Origin of the sequence: Microbacterium sp. CGR2 (assembly GCF_003626735.1) — a bacterium.
Classification (GTDB): Bacteria; Actinomycetota; Actinomycetes; order Actinomycetales; family Microbacteriaceae; genus Microbacterium.
Map to the genome: position 1 here is coordinate 323,218 of NZ_RBHX01000001.1, position 19,137 is coordinate 342,354.

Sequence of the window (19,137 nt, forward strand, 5' to 3'; positions counted from 1 at the left end):
CCAAGATGGAGGGATGAGCGATGTGCTCGAACGCTTCACCCCCGCCACGCACGACTGGTTCCAGGGGGCGTTCCCCGCGCCCACTCCTGCCCAGATCGGCGCGTGGGACGCGATCTCGGCGGGAAAGCACGCACTCGTCGTCGCGCCGACAGGGTCGGGAAAGACCCTGTCGGCGTTCCTCTGGGCGATCGACAGCGTCTTCCGGGAGCGCATCGAGCACGCGGACGCGGCGCCGCAGAAAGACCGCTCGCGCACACGCATCCTCTACATCTCGCCGCTGAAAGCACTCGGCGTCGACGTCGAACGCAACCTCCGTTCGCCGTTGATCGGCATCGGACAGTCCGCCAGAAGGCTCGGCTTGCCGGCACCGTCGGTCACCGTCGGTGTGCGATCCGGCGACACCACCTCGAGCGATCGGCGCAAGCTGGTCTCCGATCCTCCCGACATCCTCATCACGACGCCCGAGTCGCTGTATCTGATGCTCACGAGTCGCGCGGGCGAGACCCTGCGAGACGTGCACACGGTGATCATCGACGAGGTGCACGCCGTCGCGGCCACCAAACGCGGCGCGCACCTCGCGCTGAGCCTGGAGCGGCTCGACGCTCTGCGCCGGTCGCATGGCACAGAGGCGGCCGCGCAGCGCATCGGTCTGTCGGCGACCGTCCGGCCGATCGACGAGGTCGCCCGGTTCCTCGGCGGCTCGGCACCGGTCGAGATCGTCGCCCCACCGGCATCGAAGACCTTCGAACTCGGCGTCATCGTCCCGATGGACGACATGACCAACCCTCCTCCCCCACCCGGCACCTCGTCCGACGCTTCCGGCGGCGACGCGGAGTACACCGAGGTCACCGGCTCCGTCTGGCCGCACGTCGAAGAGGCGATCGTCGATCGCATCCTCCAGAACAACTCCACGATCGTCTTCGCCAACAGCCGCCGCCTCGCCGAGCGGCTGACCGGACGCCTCAACGAGATCTACTCCGAGCGGATCGGCGTGCCCGTCCCCGAAGCATCCGTGCCCGCCCAGATGATGGCGCAGGCCGGTGCGACGGCGGGCGCCGACCCCGTGCTCGCGAAGGCGCATCACGGTTCCGTCTCCAAAGAGCAGCGGGCGCAGGTCGAAGAAGAACTCAAGTCCGGGATCCTGCGCTGTGTCGTCGCGACCAGCAGCCTCGAACTCGGCATCGACATGGGTGCCGTCGACCTGGTGATCCAGGTGGAGGCACCGCCGTCGGCCGCGTCGGGTCTGCAGCGCGTCGGACGCGCCGGGCACCAGGTGGGCGAGATCAGCCGAGCGGCGCTGTTCCCCAAGCATCGTGGTGACGTCCTGCACACCGCGATCGTCACCGAGCGGATGCTGCAGGGCAAGATCGAGGCGATCCAGGTGCCGCGGAATCCCCTCGACATCCTCGCCCAGCAGACAGTGGCGGCGAGCGCGCTCGGAGCCATCAGCGTCGAAGAGTGGTTCGAGACGGTTCGCCGGTCTGCACCCTTCCAGTCACTGCCGCGGTCTGCCTACGAGGCGACGCTCGACCTGTTGGCCGGACGTTTCCCCTCCGACGAGTTCGCCGAGTTGCGCCCGAGACTCGTCTGGGATCGCGACGCGGGCACCCTCACCGGGCGGCCGGGGGCGCAGCGGATCGCGGTGACGAGCGGTGGCACCATTCCCGACCGCGGCCTGTTCGGGGTGTTCGTCGCCGGTGAGACGACCGGCGCCAGGGTCGGGGAGCTCGACGAGGAGATGGTCTACGAGTCCCGCGTCGGCGATGTGTTCACTCTCGGCACGACCAGCTGGCGCATCGCCGAGATCACGCACGACCGTGTCAACGTCATCCCCGCCTACGGCCAGCCGGGCAAGGTGCCGTTCTGGCACGGCGACGGCATCGGCCGACCGTTCGAACTCGGCGAAGCGCTCGGCAGATTCTCCCGCGAGGTATCGGCCGCCACCCCTGAGAAGGCTGCGCAGCGCCTCATCGACGCCGGCCTCGACGAGCAGGCCAGAGCGAACCTGATGGCACATCTCACCGAGCAGCGGGAGGCCACCGGAACCCTCCCGACCGACCGCACCCTCACGGTCGAGCGCGGTCGCGACGAGGTGGGCGACTGGCGGGTCATCCTGCATTCCCCCTACGGGATGAAGGTGCACGCGCCGTGGGCTCTGGCGATCAACGCCCGCGTGCGTGAGCGACTGGGGGTCGAAGGGTCGGCCGTGGCGAGCGATGACGGCATCATCGTGCGTATCCCGGATGCCGAGGCGGAGCCTCCGGGGGCCGAACTGTTCGTGTTCGACCCGGAAGAGCTCGAACACCTCGTCACCCAGGAGGTCGGCGGCTCCGCGCTGTTCGCCTCCCGGTTCCGCGAATGTGCGGCGAGAGCTCTGCTCATGCCCCGCATGAACCCGAACAAGCGCACGCCGCTGTGGCAGCAGCGACAACGCTCCGCGCAACTGCTCGAGGTCGCCCGGCGGCATCCGACGTTCCCCGTGATCCTCGAGACGCTGCGTGAGGTGCTGCAAGACGTCTACGACCTGCCGTCGCTGCGACGACTCGCGACGTCGATCGCCGATCGGCGCATCCGCCTCGTCGAGACGCAGCCGGGGCAGCCGTCGCCGTACGCACGGGATCTGCTGTTCGGGTACGTCGGAGCCTTCATGTACGAGGGCGACTCGCCACTCGCCGAGCGCAGGGCCGCCGCGCTGTCGGTCGACCCCGCTCTGCTCGGCGAACTCCTCGGCACGGTCGAGCTTCGAGAGCTGCTCGACCCGGAGGTGATCGCCCAGTTCGAACGCGAGGCGCAACGCCTCGACCCTGAGCGCCGCGCCCGTGGGATCGAGGGCGTCGCCGATCTTCTTCGACTGCTCGGCCCGCTCGACGCCGACGAGGTCACGGCACGCCTCGACCCCGACACCGTCGGCGAGAGCACGGCAGCCGATCTGCTCGATGACCTGATCACCGCTCGGAGGGCGATCCGGGTGACGATCTCCGGTGTGGGCCGCGTGGCGGCGATCGAAGACGCCGGACGCCTGCGCGATGCGCTCGGCGCGGCCCTCCCGACCGGCATCCCCGTGGCTTTCCTCGAACCTCTGGCCGACCCGCTCGGCGACATCGTGGCCCGCCACGCGCGCACCCACGGACCCTTCACGACGGATGCCGTCGCCACCCGCTTCGGCATCGGCGCGGCCGTCGCCCGACACACCCTGCAACGTCTCGAGAATGCCGGCCGCCTCACCAGCGGGTACTTCCTGCCGGAAGCGACCGGTCCTTCGACGGGCACCGGCGCGCACGAGAACATCGAGTGGTGCGACACCGAGGTCCTGCGGCGCCTCCGTATGCGCTCGCTCGCAGCGATCCGGGGCTCGGTCGAACCCGTTTCCCCCGAGGCGTACGCGCGGTTCGTGCCCGACTGGCAGCATCTGGGCAGGCCTCTGGAGGGCCTCGACGGTGTGATGACCGTGATCGAGCAGTTCGCGGGCGTGCCGATTCCCGCGAGTGCCTGGGAATCACTGGTCCTTCCCTCCCGAGTGCGCGACTACACCCCGGAGATGCTCGACGAACTGACGACCGCCGGCGAAGTGATCTGGTCGGGGCATGGCACCCTTCCCGGGCGCGACGGCTGGGTCTCGATGCACCCCGCCGACCTCGCCCCGTTTACCCTTCCGGAGCCCGACCCCGAGGTCGCGAGCGACTCCCTGGAGGCACGCCTGCGCAGTGCGCTCCAGGCCGGCGGCGCATACTTCGCCAGCCAGTTGAAGGAGATGGCCACGGCCGACAACGAGCAGTCCGTCCTGGAGGCCCTGTGGTCGCTGACGTGGTCGGGCCACGTCACCAATGACACGTTCGCACCCATCCGGTCTCTGCTCGCCGGCGGCTCCCAAGCCCACAAGGTCACCCGGCGCGCTCCCCGTGCACGCACCTACCGGGGCATGTCACTCACGCGCACCGCACCACGGCCGACGTCGATCGGCGGGCGCTGGTCGCTCCTCCCGACGGCTGAGAGCGATGCCGCCCGCCGCGCGACCGTCACCGCCGGGCTTCTCCTCGACCGCTACGGAGTCGTGACCCGTGGCGCCGTGCAGTCCGAAGGCATCCCCGGCGGATTCGCGCAGGCGTACCGGGTGCTCGCGGGATTCGAGGAAGCGGGGCACTGCCGCCGTGGGTATGTGATCGAAAGGCTCGGAGCGGCGCAGTTCGCCGCATCGGCGACCGTGGATCGCCTGCGGACATACGCCGGGCTGGCCGACCCCCCGCCACGGAATGCCGTCACCCTGGCCGCCACAGACCCGGCCAACCCCTACGGTGCCGCGCTCGGCTGGCCCAAACGCGACGACGTGTCGCATCGTCCCGGCCGTAAAGCCGGTGGCCTCGTGGTGCTGGTCGACGGCGCACTGGTGCTCTACCTCGAACGCGGCGGACGCACCGTGCTGTCGTTCAGCGACGACACCGATGTGCTGCGCGCCGCGGCATCCGATCTCGCGGGGACCGCCCGCGCCCGCCGGCTCGACACGCTCACGGTCGAGAAGATCAACGGCGAGGGTGTGTACGGGACCGAACTGGCGATCGCCTTGCAGGAGGCCGGCTTCGTCGTCACCCCGCGCGGCTACACCCTGCGCAAGGCCGTGTGACGCGGGATACCACTGCTCACGCCTACGCTGGGAGCCATGATCCGCGAGTTCAGCATCGGCGTCCGTACCCTGTTTCGCGGATTCGGGCTGTGGCGCACTCGCCCCGGGCTGATGAACCTCGGCCTGATCCCCGCCGTCATCACCGTCATCCTGCTCGCGGCCCTGCTGCTTCCGTTGATCCTCAACATGGGGTCGATCACGACCTGGGTGACACCCTTCGCCCAAGGATGGACCGAACCGTGGCGGGGTCTGGTGCGCGGAGCGATCGGCTTCGTGATCATCGTCGCGGCGCTCGCGCTTTCCAGCGCGACATTCACCGCCCTGACCCTCACCATCGGCGACCCGTTCTACGAGCGCATCTGGCGTGCGGTCGAGGTCGACCTCGGTGAGGCCCCACCCGCCGAAGGCGGCAGCTTCTGGACGACTCTCGGCGAGGGACTGCGACTCATCCTGCTGGGTATCCTGATCGCGATCACGGTGCTTCTCTGCGGCCTCATACCGGCGATCGGTGGCATCCTCGGGCCGGTCACCGGCGTGATCCTCACCGGCAGACTCCTCGCAAGGGAGCTCACCGGGAGGGCATTCGACGCACGTGACCTCTCGCCCGCCGCCCGGGCCTCGCTGTTCTCCGGCAGTCGGGCCCGAGTGCTCGGTTTCGGGGTCGCGACGCAGCTCTGCTTCCTCATCCCGGGCGGCGCTGTCCTGGTCATGCCGGCCGCCGTCGCGGGGAGCACCATGCTGGCCCGCGACATGCTCACGCGCCGCGCGCCGACACCGTCGACACCGCCACCTCCCTCGCCGCCTTCCCCCGGCACTGGAGGACACTGATGCCCGAAGGCGATACCGTCTTCCGCACGGCGCAGCGCCTGAACGACGCACTTGCCGGCGGCGAGGTCACGCGTTTCGATCTGCGTGTCCCCCGGTTCGCGGCGCTCGATCTGACCGGCCAACCCGTCCACGGCGCCGCGTCGCGCGGAAAACACCTGCTGCTTCGCATAGGCGACAGCACGGTGCATTCGCATCTGCGCATGGACGGCGCATGGTTCCTCTACCGCCCTGGCGAGAAGTGGCGGCATCCGGCATTCAAGGTGCGCGCGATCGTCGGGACGGCCGAGCGTGAAGCCGTCGGCGTCGACATCGCCGAGGTCGAAGTGGTGCCGACCCGCGACGAAGACCAGCTCGTCGGATATCTCGGCCCCGACCCCCTCGCACCGGACTGGGACATGGCCGAAGCGATCCGTCGTCTCAGCGGCGATACGCGCAGCATCCACGTCGCCCTCCTCGATCAGCGAAATGTCGCCGGCTTCGGCAACGAATACGCTGCTGAACTGCTGTTCCTGCGCGGGATCCTCCCGACCACACCGACTCCTGAGGTCGACATCGCCGCCCTTCTCGAGCTCGGGGTACGAACCATCAGAGCCAATCGAGATCGCTCTCGGCGCACGTTCACCGGCATCAATCGTCCGGGTCACGCCGCGTGGGTATACGGTCGGGCCGGTCAACCCTGCCGACGCTGCGGAACAAGAGTCCTCCGGGGGGAACTCGGCGCCGATCCGACCCGTGAACGCCTCACTTTCTGGTGCCCGTTCTGTCAGCGATGACGATCATCCATCCGCGGGAATGAATCCGCGGCAGGCGTGGTTGTTGATATATCCGGAGAACTCCGGAACACGGGAGGAAACGTGGGCAAGAACTACGTCGACATCGAGAACGACCAGGGCGCGACGCTGCGGTATCGCAAGCACGCCAATGGCCGCGGTCTCGTCGCGCACGGCGCGAAGGTGCATCCGAAGGCACACATCGAAGCGGGCGCGTACATCGAACCAGGAGCACGCATCGGCGCCGGGGCGACGATCGCGCGTGGAGCATGGGTGGAACCGGATGCCGTGATCGGCGAAGGCGCGCACATCGACGCACACGCGCACATCGGCCAAGGTGCCGCAGTGGGCGACAACGCGCACGTCGGTGTCCGCACCGAGGTGGGAGCAGGCGCACGGATCGTACGCGGTGCACGAATCGGAGACGACGAGACCGTCGCCGCCGGGCTCACCGTCGCGACGAACCCGAAGGGTCTGTGGCTCGCGGCCTGAGCCGGCAGCTGCGGCTGGTCGCTTACAGGAGGCGGCGTTCCGACGCCCAGACGGTGAGTTCGTGCCGGGAAGACAGCTGAAGCTTGCGCAGCACGGATGACACGTGCGTCTCGACCGTCTTGATCGAGATGAACAGCTCGGACGCGACCTCTTTGTAGGCATACCCGCGAGCGATGAGCCGCATGACCTCCTGCTCGCGCGCGGACAGACGGTCGAGTTCGTCGTTCGCCGTGGCGATCTCTCCTGCGACAGCGCCGAAGGCATCGAGCACGAAGCCGGCGAGACGCGGTGAGAACACCGCGTCTCCGCCGGTGACCGCGTGCACGGCGCGGCTCACTTCACCTCCGGACGACCCTTTCGTGATGTACCCGCGCGCGCCCGCCCGGATCACCCGGACGACATCGGCGGCTGCATCCGACACGCTCAACGCGAGAAAGCGGGATGCCGTCGGCGCCGAGCCGCGGATGACGGCTTCGCCGCCGGTGGAATCCTCTCCCGCCCCGCCCGGCAGGTGCACGTCGAGCAGGACGACGTCGGGATGCGCCTCGGCGATCACAGCGATCGCGGAGGGCACGTCGGCCGCCTCACCGACGACCTCGATGCTCGTCTCCAGGTCGGCACGGAGGCCTGCGCGGAAGATCGAATGGTCGTCGACGATCACGACGCGGATGCTGTCAGCCACGGCTCTCCCGTTCCTGGAAGGTGCTCGTGGTGATGTGCAGATGCACCTCGGTGCCGTTCGCCTCACTGCGAACGGTCCCCGAGCCTCCGGCCCGTCGCATGCGCCCGACGATGGATTCCCGCACGCCGAGGCGGTCGCCCGGGACATCGTCGAGTCGGAACCCCGCGCCGCGGTCGCGGACGAAGACATCCACACCCGTGGCGCTCCCTTCGATGTACACCGAGATCTCGCCGCCGGCGTGACGTGCGGCGTTCAGCATCGCCTCTCTGGCTGCGGCGGCCAGCTCCCCGCTCGCCCGTTCGGCGGAGAGCCCGGCGGAGACCACGTCGATCCGCACCGGGTAGTCGAGTTCCAAGCCACCTGCGTAGTCGCGGAGATCCGTCGCGAGGTCGCTGTCTGCCGGAGCATCGCCGTCGTACAGCCACGCGCGGAGCTCCCGCTCCTGCGCTCGCGCCAGCCGCGCCGCCTCACTGGACGCCCCCGCTCTGTTCTGGATCAGCGCGAGGGTCTGCAGCACGGAGTCGTGCAGGTGCGCGGCCATCTCGCTGCGCTGCTCCTCGCGGATGCGACGCACGCGCTCACCCGCGAGGTCACGCCACCGCGGGATCATCGTCGACAGGATGACGGCGAGGAGACCCGCGAGCGGAACCAGCACGAGGGCGACCCCGACGCTCGCGCCCGGGCGCGCCAGCAGGAGAGCGAACATCAGCCCCAGGAGCGCAGTCGCAAGGACCCGCACCGTCATGGTGTGCCGTGGCCCTCGAGCGGTGTCGGTGCTGTCGATGAGGGTGGCCCAGAGACCGGCACCGGTCGCGAACGCGACGGTGCCGCCCACGACCACGGCGGCGGCATCCGAGGGGATCGTCCCGCTCAGCCAGTCGGTGCCCCCGCGCCAGAACAGCACGAGGAGCGTGCCGACGACGGCCGGGACGAGCAGCAGCCAGGCCACCGGCATCCGTCTGGTCGGGCTGGCATCCCCGTCCTCCCATGAAGTGAACATCCAGCACCAGGTGTAGAGCAGGATGCCGGCTCCCCCGCACAGCGCGAGGCCGATGAAGAGCGCCCGCACCATCCACACCCGAGCGCCCAGATGACGCGCGAGCCCGGCGCTCACACCCGACACCAGACATTCCCGGTCACGGGTCAGCGGCGGGCGCGGCGGGGCGGCCACACGAACAGGTCGCACCGAGACGCGGGCCGAAGAGGACATGTCGCCATCCAACCATCCACTGCACGGGTTCGGGGTCCACCCCTGCGAGGATCAGGGGCCACTCAGGGGTTCACCCCATGGTCGCGCCCCGCGGATACCGTCAGGATCGAAGCATGACGATCCCCACTGCGCCACCGCCTCCTGCCGACCGCGCCGACTCCGGCGTCGGCGCGCCGCCGACGCCCCCGTCGTCGGGTCGAGAGGTCCCGCAGGGCGCCGAGCGGTTCCTGCTGTGGGTGGCCGGCATCGGCGTGGCCCGCTCCGAAGGATGGCTGGGCGGCGTGGCGGCCGGTATCGCCGCGCGGCTGCGGATCGACCCGCTGATCGTCCGCGGGGTGCTCGTCGTCGCTGCTCTCTTCGGGCTGCCGGTGATCTTCCTCTACGCACTGGCGTGGGCGCTGCTGCCCGACCTTGACGGGCGGGTGCACGCTCGCGACCTGCTGCAGCGGAACTACCAGCCGGTGCAACTCGGCATCCTTGGAACGGCAGTCGTGGGACTCCTGCCGACCGCTCCCCTCACCGGCCGTCTCTTCGGCCTCGGCTACGACAGCTGGTCGGCGTTGTCGACGTTCGGCTGGATCGTCGGGCTCGTCATCGTCGGTGCCCTGCTCTTCCTGATCGTGCGTGCTGCGCGCCGCACCCCGGGTGCCTCTGCGCCTGATCTGCCGGTGGCTTCCGCAGATCACGCGGCCCCGGGCGCGTCCGTCCCCCTCCGCGGTTCGGGTACCGCCGAGGGGGCGGACGCCACATTCGCGGCCGCGCCCGTCGCATCGGATGCCGCTTCCGACGCCGCTTCCGACGCCTCCGTGCCACCGTCTCCCCCTGCTCCGCTGCCGTCGGGAGTCCAGGACCCCGCCGACATCGCCGCATGGCGCGCGCAGCACGCCGCCTGGAAGGAGCAGGATCAGGCCTGGCGGCGCGAACAGCAGGATGCCGAACGCGCCGTTCGCGACCGGTTGCGACAGGAACGCCATGCCGCCGCCGCCGTGTTCGCCGCAGAAGCCGCCGAGCGTCGGCGCATCCGCCGCGCATGCAACCCGCGCGCCGGCTTCGCCTTCGTCGCGGCAGTGATCGGACTGGCCATCGTCGCGGGTGCCGGCATCGGGCTCTGGAGCGATGCGAGCACCGGCGTCGCCGCCGCCCTCGGTCTGCTCACTGCGGCCCTGGTGCTCTCGCTGGGGATGATCGTCGCGGGCGCCTTCCGTCGGCGGAGCGGCTTCCTCGCCTTCGTGACGCTTCTCACGCTCGTGGGTGGGCTGGCAGCGGGAGCGGTCTCGTCGACTCAGGGCCTGACGCTCGGCTACGCCTCCGTCTCGAACAATGCCCCCGCGGACATCCGTCAGCCGTTCGGCGACCTGTACATCGCGCTGAATGCGCACGACGGAGCACCGAGACCGATCACCGTGGAGAAAGGCTCCGGCCCCACGCACATCTCGGTCGAATCCGGTGTGCAGCTCCAACTGCGGGCCACCTCGGCCACACCGACGACGGTCAGCTGGACTCGCATCGAGTGGCCGAGCCAGACCATCATCGACAGCGGTGTCTGGACACCAACCGAACGCCTCGGCGAATCGGTCGTCGTCGAGGCCGTCTCCTCGGAGCGCACGCCCACGACCACCGTGCAACCGGTGACCATCGAACAGAACAGCGGTGACATCTCCGTCATCATCATGGAACCAGCAGAGGACGAGCGATGAGCACCCAGGAGACGACCACCGACACGATCACCGCGCCACGCACCCGGTGGGCCGCCATCATCTGGGGAGTCCTGTTCGCCGGCATCGCTGCGGGCTCCCTCTGGCTCATCGCCGACGACGACCGGCGCGCCGGGGTCACGGACTGGGTCACCACCCTCACGCCGGCGACCATCACCACGCTCGCGATCCTGGGTGTCGGCGTGCTTCTGTTGGTGGCCGGAGCCGCCGGCCTCGTCCGTCGCGCTCAGCACCGCGCGCCCGCCGCCCCCGCGCCCGCCGTCCCCGCACCCGCGCCCGCCCCCGGCGCCCCAGCGCCGACGCACAGCCCGTTCGCCGCGGAGTGACCGCTCCCCCGAGGGCCGGCACCCGCCCGGCCGAGTAGCCTGGACCACATGGCGAACGGACGACGACCGGCGAAGCGGGCCGGCAAGGGCACACCGGTACGCCGGAACAAAGCCGCCCCCGCCGAGCGGTTCCCGCCCCGGAAGCCCGGGCAGAAGACGGCCAAGAAGAACGAACCGGTCGTCTTCGATGCCTCCCCCGAGTCCGAAGAACCCCGCACCTTCCGCCTCGGTGTCGTCCCCGGCGCCACCCCGGGGAAGTGGATCGGCGCCTGGAAGCAGCGGATGCCGCAGGTGCCGCTCGAACTCATCCCGGTGGACCCTGCCGAGCAGCGAACCGCCATCGACGCGGTCGACGCGGCCCTCGTGCGCCTGCCGCTCGACGATCCCTCGCTGCACATCATCTCGCTCTACGACGAGGTCTCCGTGGTGGTCGCCGCCGTCGACTCTCACCTGATGGCGGCCGAAGAGCTCACCGCCGCGGATCTCGAGGGCGAAGTCGTGATCGCGCTCACCGACGATGTCCTCGGCCCCGTCGACCTCCCGGGGACCACGGCGGCCCGATTCGCCGCCCTTCCCACCGACGAGGCGATCGCCACCGCGGCGACCGGAGTCGGCATCGTGATCGTGCCGATGTCGCTGGCCCGCCTGCACCACCGCAAGGACGCCGATCAGCGGCGACTCGTCGACGGCCCGCTTTCGACCGTCGCCCTGGTCTGGCCGCGTGAGCGCACCACACCCGACGTGGAGACTTTCGTGGGCATCGTCCGCGGCCGCACCGCGAACTCGTCGCGGTGACGCCGGCGCAGGAGCACCCTGCGCGATCGTTAGAATCTCCTGATGGCCTCGCTTCTCTACGTCTGCGTGCGACCCGAGACCGGGGCGGCGGATGCTGAGCACGCCTCCTTCCGGCGCGCACTCGGCGTCGACGTGGTCGATCGGCTCGATCTGCTGCAGACGTCACTCGATCCTGCCCATCTGCGGGGCTATCGCGGGATCGTCGTGGGAGGCTCGCCCTTCAATGTCACCGACGAGGAGAAGTCCCCGGTGCAGGCGCGCGTCGAAGCGAACCTGGAGGCGCTCGCCCGCGCCGCGATCGCCTCGGACATCGCCGCCTTCTTCACCTGCTTCAGCATCGGTGTCGTCACGCGGATGCTGGGCGGGACTGTCGTCACGGACATGCCCGAGTCCGCCAGCGCGACGGTGATCGACACCACTCCCGAGGGTTCCGCAGACCCGGTCTTCGGCCCGAGCGCACCGGCGCTGACCGTGTTCACCGCCCACAAGGAGAGCGCGATCGACACCCCGCCCGGCGCTGTGCTGCTCGCGACGAACGCCGCCTGCCCGGTGCAGGCCTACCGCGTGGGAACCCACCTCTACGCGGCGCAGTTCCACCCCGAGCCCACGCCGCGCGACTTCGCCGACCGCATGACGTTCTACCGCACGACCGGCTACTTCGACCCGACGGAGTTCGATCGGGTGCAGGGGCAGGTGCTGGCGGCATCCGTCACCGAGGGTGCCGCACTCCTGCGTCGCTTCGCCGAGGCGTTCGGCTGATCCGGCCGCGACTCAGGCGCCGGAGCCGAGCAGCAGCGGCACGCGCTCACGGAGGTAGTCCGCCAACGGCATGAACCCGCCCGCCGCGCTCCACCGCACCGACGGCACCCCGTCCATCATGGCGAGCGGACCGGACGAGCCCCCGGCATCCACCGCGGCGACGTCGATCACACTCCACCCCACGTGGACGACGTCGCCCTCGCCGAATCCACCGCGAAGCGCCTCGGCCCGACGCTCAGCCCTGGCACGCGCCGACTCCGCCGTGTAGCCCCGGCGTCCGGGATCGGCGGCGCGGAGCACTTCCGCCGTCGACAGCACCTTCGTCTCGGTCAGCAGCAGTACGCCGAGGTGCCATGCCGATCCGACGGGTACGATGCGTCGGCCCCCCCAGCGCGATTCACGCTGCTCGCCGAGACCTTCGCGGGGTGCACCAGCCAGGTCGCGCGCAGCCTGCGCCAGGAGATCGGATGCGGTCGTCACAGTTCTCCCTGCGGCACCTCACGAGGCGGCGGTGGGCCGACGAACAGCTCCGGCTCGCCTCGCAGCGTCATGCCGATCAGCGGATACAGGAGGACCGACAGCATCCCGGCGCCGACGAGCGCGGCTGCGGTGCCCGTGTCGAGCATGTCCTGGTCGACACCGATCGCGGTGACGGCGACGATGATCGGCAGCCCGGTCGCGGCGAGCAGTCCTAGAGAGGCGCGATCGCGCACCGACGACCCCGCCGGCGCAGAGAGCTGGGCCGCCGACCCGCGGATGATCAGCAGCGCGATCAGGAAGACCGGCACCAGGCCGAGCGCGGCGGGGGAGGTGACAAGCGCCTCGAGGTCGAAGGTGACTCCGGTGTAGAGGAAGAAGATCGGGACGAGGAAACCGAACGCGATCGCCTCGATCTTGCTCTCGATCTCCTCCGCATCCTTCTGGGGCGCTCGCGCCATGATGATCCGCCACACCGCCCCCGCCACGAACGCACCGAGCAGCATGTCGAGGTCGAGCATCACGCTGAGGCCCACCAGCGCGGCGATCAGCAGCACCACGAAACGCACACCGAACTGGTCGGATGTGTGCAGCGTCGCACGGACGAACCGGTGCAGTCGTCCGTGCGGCATCCGGTGGGCGACGAGCACGGTGAGCCCCGCCAGCACCACGAAGGCCAGCAGAACGGCGGTTGCGAGAGGTGTTGCGCGCGTGCTCAGGAAGATCGAGATCGCGATGAGGGGCAGGAATTCTCCCACGGCGCCCACGGCGCTGATGGCCTTTCCGAAAGGCGTCCCGAGCTCTCCGGCATCGCGCAGGATCGGCATCAGCGTGCCGAGCGCCGTGGAACTCAGCGCGATGCCGATGACGACCATCCCCTCCCCGGGGGCGAAGAAGAAGCCGACCCCGATGCCCAGGATCACGCTGAGGAGCCACCCGAGCGACGCGCGCGCCAGCGGTTTCCCGGACACGGCGCGGAAGTCGATCTCGGACCCGGCGACGAAGAACAGCACCGCGAGTCCGAAGTCGCTGAGCTTCTCGAGAAGCTCGCCCGGCTCGACCCAGCCGAACACTGCAGGACCGACGAGGATGCCGAGCAGGAGCTCGAACACGATGATCGGCACCCGTACGATCCGACGCATTCCTCGGGCGAGGAGCGGCGCAGCGACAGCCAGCAGGGGGATCAGCACCAGGGCCACGTCGCTCGCTTCCACGGTCTCAGAGTAGCGAGTCGGTGGCGCGATTCGCCCGCCCGCCGCATCCACGGCAGAATCGATGCACACCCTCGAGGAGCCCCCATGTCACAGCCCGATACCGCCCGCCTCCTGATCGCCTGCGATGATCAGCCCGGCATCGTCGCGGCGGTCGCCGGAGTGCTCGCCCAGCACGGTGCCAACATCATCTCGCTCGACCAGCATTCGACCGACTCCGAGGGTGGTCGCTTCTTCCAGCGCACGGTGATCCACCTGGATGGCCTCGCCGCCGCCCGGCCTGCGCTCGAGGCGGACCTCTCCGTCGTCGCCGAGCGTTTCGGCATGGAGTGGTCGCTGCACGACGTCGCCCGGCGCAAGCGGGTCGCGATCTTCGTCTCGAAGTACGACCACTGCCTGATGGAGCTGCTGTGGCGCACGCAGCGCGGACAGCTCGACGTCGACATCACCATGGTCGTGTCCAACCACCCCGACCTCGCCGGCGCCGTGCGGTCGTTCGGCGTTCCCTTCGTGCACATCCCGTCCGGTGACAAGGCGGCCATGGAGCAGCGTCAGCTGGAACTGCTCCAGGGCAACGTCGACCTCGTCGTCCTGGCCCGCTACATGCAGATCCTCACCGACGACTTCATCGGGCGGCTCGGCGCCCCCGTGATCAACATCCATCACTCGTTCCTGCCCGCGTTCATCGGCGCGAACCCCTATGCGCGCGCCAAGGAACGGGGCGTCAAGCTGATCGGCGCGACCGCCCACTATGCGACCGCCGACCTCGACGAAGGACCCATCATCGAGCAGGACGTCACCCGCGTCACGCACTCCGAGTCGGCGGCCGAGCTGCAGAACCGCGGCGCCGATGTCGAGCGCCTCGTCCTGGCCCGTGCCGTGCAGTGGCACGCCGAGGACCGCGTGATCGTCCACGGGAAGTCGACCGTCATCCTGTAGAGACGTCGTTCCGGTCAGGCCCGGCGCTCTTCCAAGCCCGCTGGCCCCTTCGGGTCGCAGTTCTGGCCGTCTGACGAGCCTGGAAGCGGCGAAAACTGCGACCGGAACCAGCGGGTCGCGGCAGAAACTGCGACCCGAGCGACTAACGACCGTCCGGCACCCCGGCGAGAAGCTCCGCGAACACGGCGGCGGCAGTCTCCGCTGTGGCGAGCGGAGCGGCCTGTCCCATCCACAACGACTGCATCTCGCTCAGCCCCTGCTCCCCCGCGGCGGCGCGGAAGCGGCCGGTCAGCCAGTTCTGCATCGGGAACGGAGCGATCGTGCCGCTCGCCTCGATCGCCCGCACCGTTCGGTTGCGGGCGCCTCGCGCGAGCCGGCCGCTCATCGCCCGAGTGAGCACCGTCTCATCGGCGGCTGTTGCGCGAATCGCCGCCCGGTGCGCGTCGGTGGCCGCTGATTCGACGGTGGCGAGGAACGCGGTGCCGACCTGGACACCGGAGGCTCCGAGCGCCATGGCCGCAGCAACGCCCCGCCGATCGGCGATGCCGCCGGCGGCGATCACGGGCACATCGACCGAATCGACCACCTGCGGCACGAGCGCGAAGGTGCCGACGAGGGAATCCTCGGCGGGGCGAAGGAAGGACACGCGATGCCCCGCCGCTTCCATGCCGGTCGCGACGATCGCATCGACGCCGCCCTCGGCGAGCGCGACCGCTTCAGCGACGGTGGTGGCCGTTCCGACCACGCGGATGCTGCGGCGTCGAGCCTCGTTGATGAGCTCGGCGGACGGGACCCCGAAGACGACGCTGAGCACCGCGGGAGCCACGTCCCAGATGGCCTCGAGCTGCTCGTCGAGAGGCGGCAGGTACCGTTCCGGCCGGGCAGGCACCTCGACGCCGACCGCTTGGAAGAAGGGCTCCAGCGCCTGAGCGAACATGGTGTGCTGCGGGTTCGGGACGACCTCGTCGCCCCGGGGCAGCCAGATGTTCAGTCCGAAGGGCCGGTCGGTCGCGGCGCGCAGCGCGGCGCCGGTCGCGCGGATGCGGTCGGCGTCGTAGCCGTACAGCCCATAGGAGCCGAAGCCACCCGCGTCGCTCACGGCGGCGGTCAGTGCCACGGACGAGAGCCCGCCGTACGGGCCGAGGAGGATCGGATGCTCGACGCCGAACAGGGCGCGCAGGTCACTCATGCTTCGAGGCTAACCGGGACCGGGCGCCCGGGCGCCGTTTCGAACCGCGCGCCCGGGCCCGCCCTGGCGTCGAACGCGACCGTTCGCACGATTCGGAACAGCGGGAACTGTTACCCTCGCTGCATGAGCGAGTGGTTCGGGCAGGTGATGAGTTTCGTCGCGACCGCGCTCGGGCTCGTCGCGATGCCCGATGCCGCGGCCCTGGGTGTCGCGATCGCGCTCCTCGCCGTGACCGCTCTCACGCTCGCCGTCGTGCTGAGCGTGCGCCAGGTCCCCCGCGCCGATGAGCCACATCCGTTGCGCGCCATCGACGTCGGGGCGCTTCTCACTCAGAGCGATCCGGATGCCGCCGGGCATCCGCGTCCGCGGGCGCCGGGAGTCGCGGCCGCCGCGTAGTCCGTTCGTACGGGATTGCGCGGCCTTCGCCGACCCTTCCCCTTTCGTCTCGAACGGACACTCATGGACCCCTTTGCCTTTCCCCCTTTCGCCGCGCTCCTCGATGCCGCCTACGGTGCGCTGCTCGGCCTCTCCGACCTTCTCGAACCTCTCGCCGAAGCATCCGCTGCCGCCCTCGCCGTGGTGCTGGTGACGCTGCTGGTGCGGGCTCTCCTCATCCCCGTCGGCATCTCGCAGGCCAGGGCGGAGCAGACCAGAGCGCGCCTCGCGCCGCGGCTGCGCGAACTTCAACGCCGCTACAAGAAGAACCCGGAGCGCCTGCAGAAGGAGACTCTCGCGCTGTACCGCGACGAGAACACGTCGCCGTTCGCCGGGATGCTGCCGGTGCTGGCGCAGGCCCCGGTGCTGGGCATCCTCTACACGCTGTTCATCCGGCCCGACATCGCCGGTCACGCGAACGAGCTGCTGACGCAGGAGCTGTTCGGCGCACCTCTGGGAACGAGCCTGGTCTCGGCGGTGTTCGGCGGAACGGCCGATCTCGCCACCCTCGCCGTCTTCGGCGCGCTCCTCGCCGTGATCATCGCCGTCGCCGAGGTGACGCGCCGGGTGTTCCGCCCTGCGCCGGTCGAGGGTGACGATTCGCCGCTGAGCTCTCCCGCGATGCTGCGAGCCATGTCGGCCCTGCACTACCTGACCGCGGTGTTCGCGGTGTTCGTTCCGCTCGCCGCCGCGCTGTACCTCACCGTGACGGTCATCTGGACGCTGGTGCAGCGGGTCATCCTGCGGCGACGGTTCCCGCTTCCCACGCCCGTCCGGGCGTGAACACCATCGCGCTTCCGGGATGAGTGCGGCAGGATGGGCTGATGTCGCAGCGTGGGGGCGGCATCGGGATGAGCGGAGGCAGCGGCACCTTCGAAGTCGTCCCCGACGGGCTGACCCCACCCGGGGAATGACCCGCATCTCGGAGAACGTGTACGCCGAGTAGACGCGACCGGCGACCGAGCGCGCTTTCAGTCGGGCAGTGGGATGGGGGCGGTGAACGGCCCGGCCTCGTCGTCGCGTCGACGCTCACGCCGGACGCCGAGGGTGGTCCCGACGCTGGCGGCGATCACGAGCGCCACGGCCAGCATCCGCAGCACCGTCGCATCCTGCCCGAGGATGAGCCAGCCGGCGAGGGTCGCGAAGGCCGGCTCGAGACTGAGCAGCACACCGAACACCCGCTGGGGCAGGCGTCGCAGCGCCGCGAGCTCGAAGCTGTACGGAATGACGGATGAGAGCACCGCTGTGACGGCGGCGAGCAGAAGCAGCTGCATGTCGCCCGCGACGACGGACACCGTCGGGACGCCGACCGGCAGCAGGAGCACAGCCGCGACCACCAGGCCCATCGCCAGCCCGCTGTTGCCCGGGATGAGGGCGCCGACCCGCGCGCTCATCCGGATGTACATCACCCAGAACCCGGCCGCCACCAGCGCGAAGGCCACGCCGAGCGGGTCCAGCGGATCCGAGCCGATCACGCCGTCGACGCCGAGCAGCGCCATCCCCAGGAGAGCGACACCCACCCAGACGGCGTCGCGGAGGCGGCGGGTGAGGACCGCGGCGAGCACGAGCGGTCCGAGGAACTCGATGGCGACGGCGGGTCCCAGCGGGATGCGATCGATCGCCGCATAGAAGAACCCGTTCATCGCGGCCAGCGAGACGCCGAAGAGCGTCGCTGCCAGCCACTGCGAGCGGGACCAGCGCCCGGGACGCGGGCGCACGATGACCACGAGCAGCAGTGCCGCGATCGCGACTCGCAGAGACGTGACGCCCCACGGGCCGAGCACCGGGAACAACTGCGCCGCGACGGCGGCTCCGAACGGAAGGGAGAGGCAGGAGGCGACGACGAGTGCGACTCCGACGAGGGAACCGGATGCCGCGGGCTTCTGCACCCGCCCAGCCTATGCGGCGACGACGGGCTGTGCGGAACGGGGAGCGCCGCCGACCGGCGAGCGCTCCCCGTCAGAGACGTCTGGGCGTCAGAGCGGCTTGCCGCCGGTGACCGCGACCACCGTGCCGGAGACGTACGACGACTCCGCCGAGGCCAGGTACACGTACGCACCGGCGAGTTCCGCCGGCTGTCCCGCGCGCCCCAGGGGTGTGTCCTCGCCGAAGGTCGCCAGCCGTTCGGCATCCCAACCGGTCGCGGGGATCAGCGGCGTCCAGATCGGGGAAAGCCGCGCGTGCCGTGAACAGCAGCCCGACGAGGTTGGTGTCGAAGACCCGGCGCATCCGCTCGGTGGAGAGCTTGTCGAAGCTCTCGATGTCGTGCTGATAGCCGGCGTTGAGCACGAGGATGTCGAGACCTCCGAACTCGCGGCGGGTCTCGGCCACGATGTCCGTCGCGAACGACTCGTCGCGCACGTCGCCTGCCAGGCTGAGGCCTTTGCGCCCCGCTTCGCGGACCAGGGCGAGGGTGTCGTCGGCGTCCTTCTGCTCTTCCGGCATGTGGGCGATCGCGACGTCGGCACCCTCACGGGCGAAGGCGATCGCGACGGCCCGGCCGATGCCGGAGTCGCCGCCGGTGATGAGTGCGCGGCGACCTTCGAGGCGTCCGTGCCCCACGTAGGACTCTTCGCCGTGGTCGGGCCCCGGTCGGGTCTCGTCGGTCAAGCCGGGCTGATCCTGCTGCTGGGCAGGGAAACCCTCTTCGCGGTGCGCGGTCCGGGGGTCGGGGGTGCTGTCGGTCATGCT

General features: G+C 70.1%; 17 protein-coding genes and 1 pseudogene. 11 read left to right on the plus strand and 7 right to left on the minus strand.

Going from position 1 to position 19,137, the window contains the following annotated elements:
- The first annotated feature begins 13 nt into the window (after positions 1 to 13).
- From D7252_RS01720 to D7252_RS01735, 4 genes are all read left to right on the plus strand, one after another.
- Complete coding sequence (locus D7252_RS01720) at positions 14 to 4,618, plus strand: ATP-dependent helicase (RefSeq protein ID WP_120773815.1); 4,605 nt, start codon at positions 14 to 16, stop codon at positions 4,616 to 4,618.
- 36 nt (positions 4,619 to 4,654) lie between these two features.
- Positions 4,655 to 5,446, plus strand: a complete 792-nt coding sequence (locus D7252_RS01725; RefSeq protein ID WP_120773816.1) for an EI24 domain-containing protein — start codon at positions 4,655 to 4,657, stop codon at positions 5,444 to 5,446.
- Positions 5,446 to 6,219, plus strand: a complete 774-nt coding sequence (locus D7252_RS01730) for a DNA-formamidopyrimidine glycosylase family protein (RefSeq protein ID WP_120773817.1) — start codon at positions 5,446 to 5,448, stop codon at positions 6,217 to 6,219. The genes D7252_RS01725 and D7252_RS01730 overlap by 1 nt, the downstream gene beginning before the upstream one ends.
- Before the next feature lie 81 nt (positions 6,220 to 6,300).
- A complete protein-coding gene (locus D7252_RS01735) occupies positions 6,301 to 6,708 on the plus strand; it encodes a DapH/DapD/GlmU-related protein (protein ID WP_120773818.1) in 408 nt (135 codons plus the stop codon).
- Positions 6,709 to 6,730: 22 nt separating this feature from the next.
- On the opposite strand, the gene D7252_RS01740 is transcribed toward D7252_RS01735, so the two are convergent.
- Together D7252_RS01740 and D7252_RS01745 are read right to left on the minus strand one after the other, a co-directional pair.
- Entirely contained in the window at positions 6,731 to 7,390 is a 660-nt protein-coding gene (locus D7252_RS01740) for a response regulator transcription factor (RefSeq protein WP_120773819.1), read from the minus strand.
- Positions 7,383 to 8,600, minus strand: coding sequence for an ATP-binding protein (locus D7252_RS01745; protein WP_120773820.1), 1,218 nt, complete (start codon positions 8,598 to 8,600; stop codon positions 7,383 to 7,385). Before D7252_RS01745 ends, D7252_RS01740 begins: the two co-directional genes overlap by 8 nt.
- A 113-nt stretch (positions 8,601 to 8,713) precedes the next feature.
- Here D7252_RS01745 and D7252_RS01750 point away from each other — a divergent pair, with 113 nt between their 5' ends.
- Genes D7252_RS01750 through D7252_RS01765 form a run of 4 tightly spaced genes read left to right on the plus strand, consistent with a single transcriptional unit; the run spans position 8,714 to position 12,195 of the window.
- Positions 8,714 to 10,297 carry a PspC domain-containing protein gene (locus D7252_RS01750; RefSeq protein ID WP_183055134.1) on the plus strand — a complete coding sequence of 528 codons (1,584 nt, stop codon included), beginning with the start codon at positions 8,714 to 8,716 and terminating at the stop codon, positions 10,295 to 10,297.
- Positions 10,294 to 10,641, plus strand: a complete 348-nt coding sequence (locus D7252_RS01755) for a hypothetical protein (protein ID WP_183055408.1) — start codon at positions 10,294 to 10,296, stop codon at positions 10,639 to 10,641. Before D7252_RS01750 ends, D7252_RS01755 begins: the two co-directional genes overlap by 4 nt.
- Before the next feature lie 48 nt (positions 10,642 to 10,689).
- Complete coding sequence (locus D7252_RS01760; protein ID WP_120773822.1) at positions 10,690 to 11,436, plus strand: LysR substrate-binding domain-containing protein; 747 nt, start codon at positions 10,690 to 10,692, stop codon at positions 11,434 to 11,436.
- Between the two features lie 42 nt (positions 11,437 to 11,478).
- Positions 11,479 to 12,195, plus strand: a complete 717-nt coding sequence (locus D7252_RS01765; RefSeq protein WP_120773823.1) for a glutamine amidotransferase-related protein — start codon at positions 11,479 to 11,481, stop codon at positions 12,193 to 12,195.
- Positions 12,196 to 12,207: 12 nt separating this feature from the next.
- Here D7252_RS01765 and D7252_RS01770 read toward each other — a convergent pair whose 3' ends face one another.
- Both D7252_RS01770 and D7252_RS01775 read right to left on the minus strand, forming a co-directional pair.
- A complete protein-coding gene (locus tag D7252_RS01770) occupies positions 12,208 to 12,675 on the minus strand; it encodes a glutaminase (RefSeq protein ID WP_120773824.1) in 468 nt (155 codons plus the stop codon).
- The gene (locus tag D7252_RS01775) at positions 12,672 to 13,886 is read right to left on the minus strand and encodes a cation:proton antiporter (protein ID WP_183055135.1); all 1,215 of its coding nucleotides are present in this window, start codon (positions 13,884 to 13,886) and stop codon (positions 12,672 to 12,674) included. The genes D7252_RS01770 and D7252_RS01775 overlap by 4 nt, the downstream gene beginning before the upstream one ends.
- Before the next feature lie 84 nt (positions 13,887 to 13,970).
- Here D7252_RS01775 and purU point away from each other — a divergent pair, with 84 nt between their 5' ends.
- On the plus strand, positions 13,971 to 14,822 hold the full coding sequence (purU, locus tag D7252_RS01780; protein WP_120773826.1) for a formyltetrahydrofolate deformylase: 852 nt from the start codon (positions 13,971 to 13,973) through the stop codon (positions 14,820 to 14,822).
- A gap of 142 nt (positions 14,823 to 14,964) precedes the next feature.
- On the opposite strand, the gene D7252_RS01785 is transcribed toward purU, so the two are convergent.
- Positions 14,965 to 16,011 carry a nitronate monooxygenase family protein gene (locus D7252_RS01785; RefSeq protein WP_120773827.1) on the minus strand — a complete coding sequence of 349 codons (1,047 nt, stop codon included), beginning with the start codon at positions 16,009 to 16,011 and terminating at the stop codon, positions 14,965 to 14,967.
- Positions 16,012 to 16,134: 123 nt separating this feature from the next.
- Between D7252_RS01785 and D7252_RS01790 the strand changes: the two genes are divergently transcribed.
- A complete protein-coding gene (locus D7252_RS01790; protein ID WP_120773828.1) occupies positions 16,135 to 16,407 on the plus strand; it encodes a DUF6412 domain-containing protein in 273 nt (90 codons plus the stop codon).
- A 63-nt stretch (positions 16,408 to 16,470) separates the two neighbouring features.
- A complete protein-coding gene (locus D7252_RS01795; protein ID WP_120773829.1) occupies positions 16,471 to 17,229 on the plus strand; it encodes a membrane protein insertase YidC in 759 nt (252 codons plus the stop codon).
- A 188-nt stretch (positions 17,230 to 17,417) separates the two neighbouring features.
- On the opposite strand, the gene D7252_RS01800 is transcribed toward D7252_RS01795, so the two are convergent.
- Positions 17,418 to 18,335, minus strand: coding sequence for a DMT family transporter (locus D7252_RS01800; RefSeq protein WP_120773830.1), 918 nt, complete (start codon positions 18,333 to 18,335; stop codon positions 17,418 to 17,420).
- Between the two features lie 87 nt (positions 18,336 to 18,422).
- Positions 18,423 to 19,134 (minus strand): annotated as a pseudogene (locus tag D7252_RS01805) (SDR family oxidoreductase).
- Between the last annotated feature and the right edge of the window lie 3 nt (positions 19,135 to 19,137).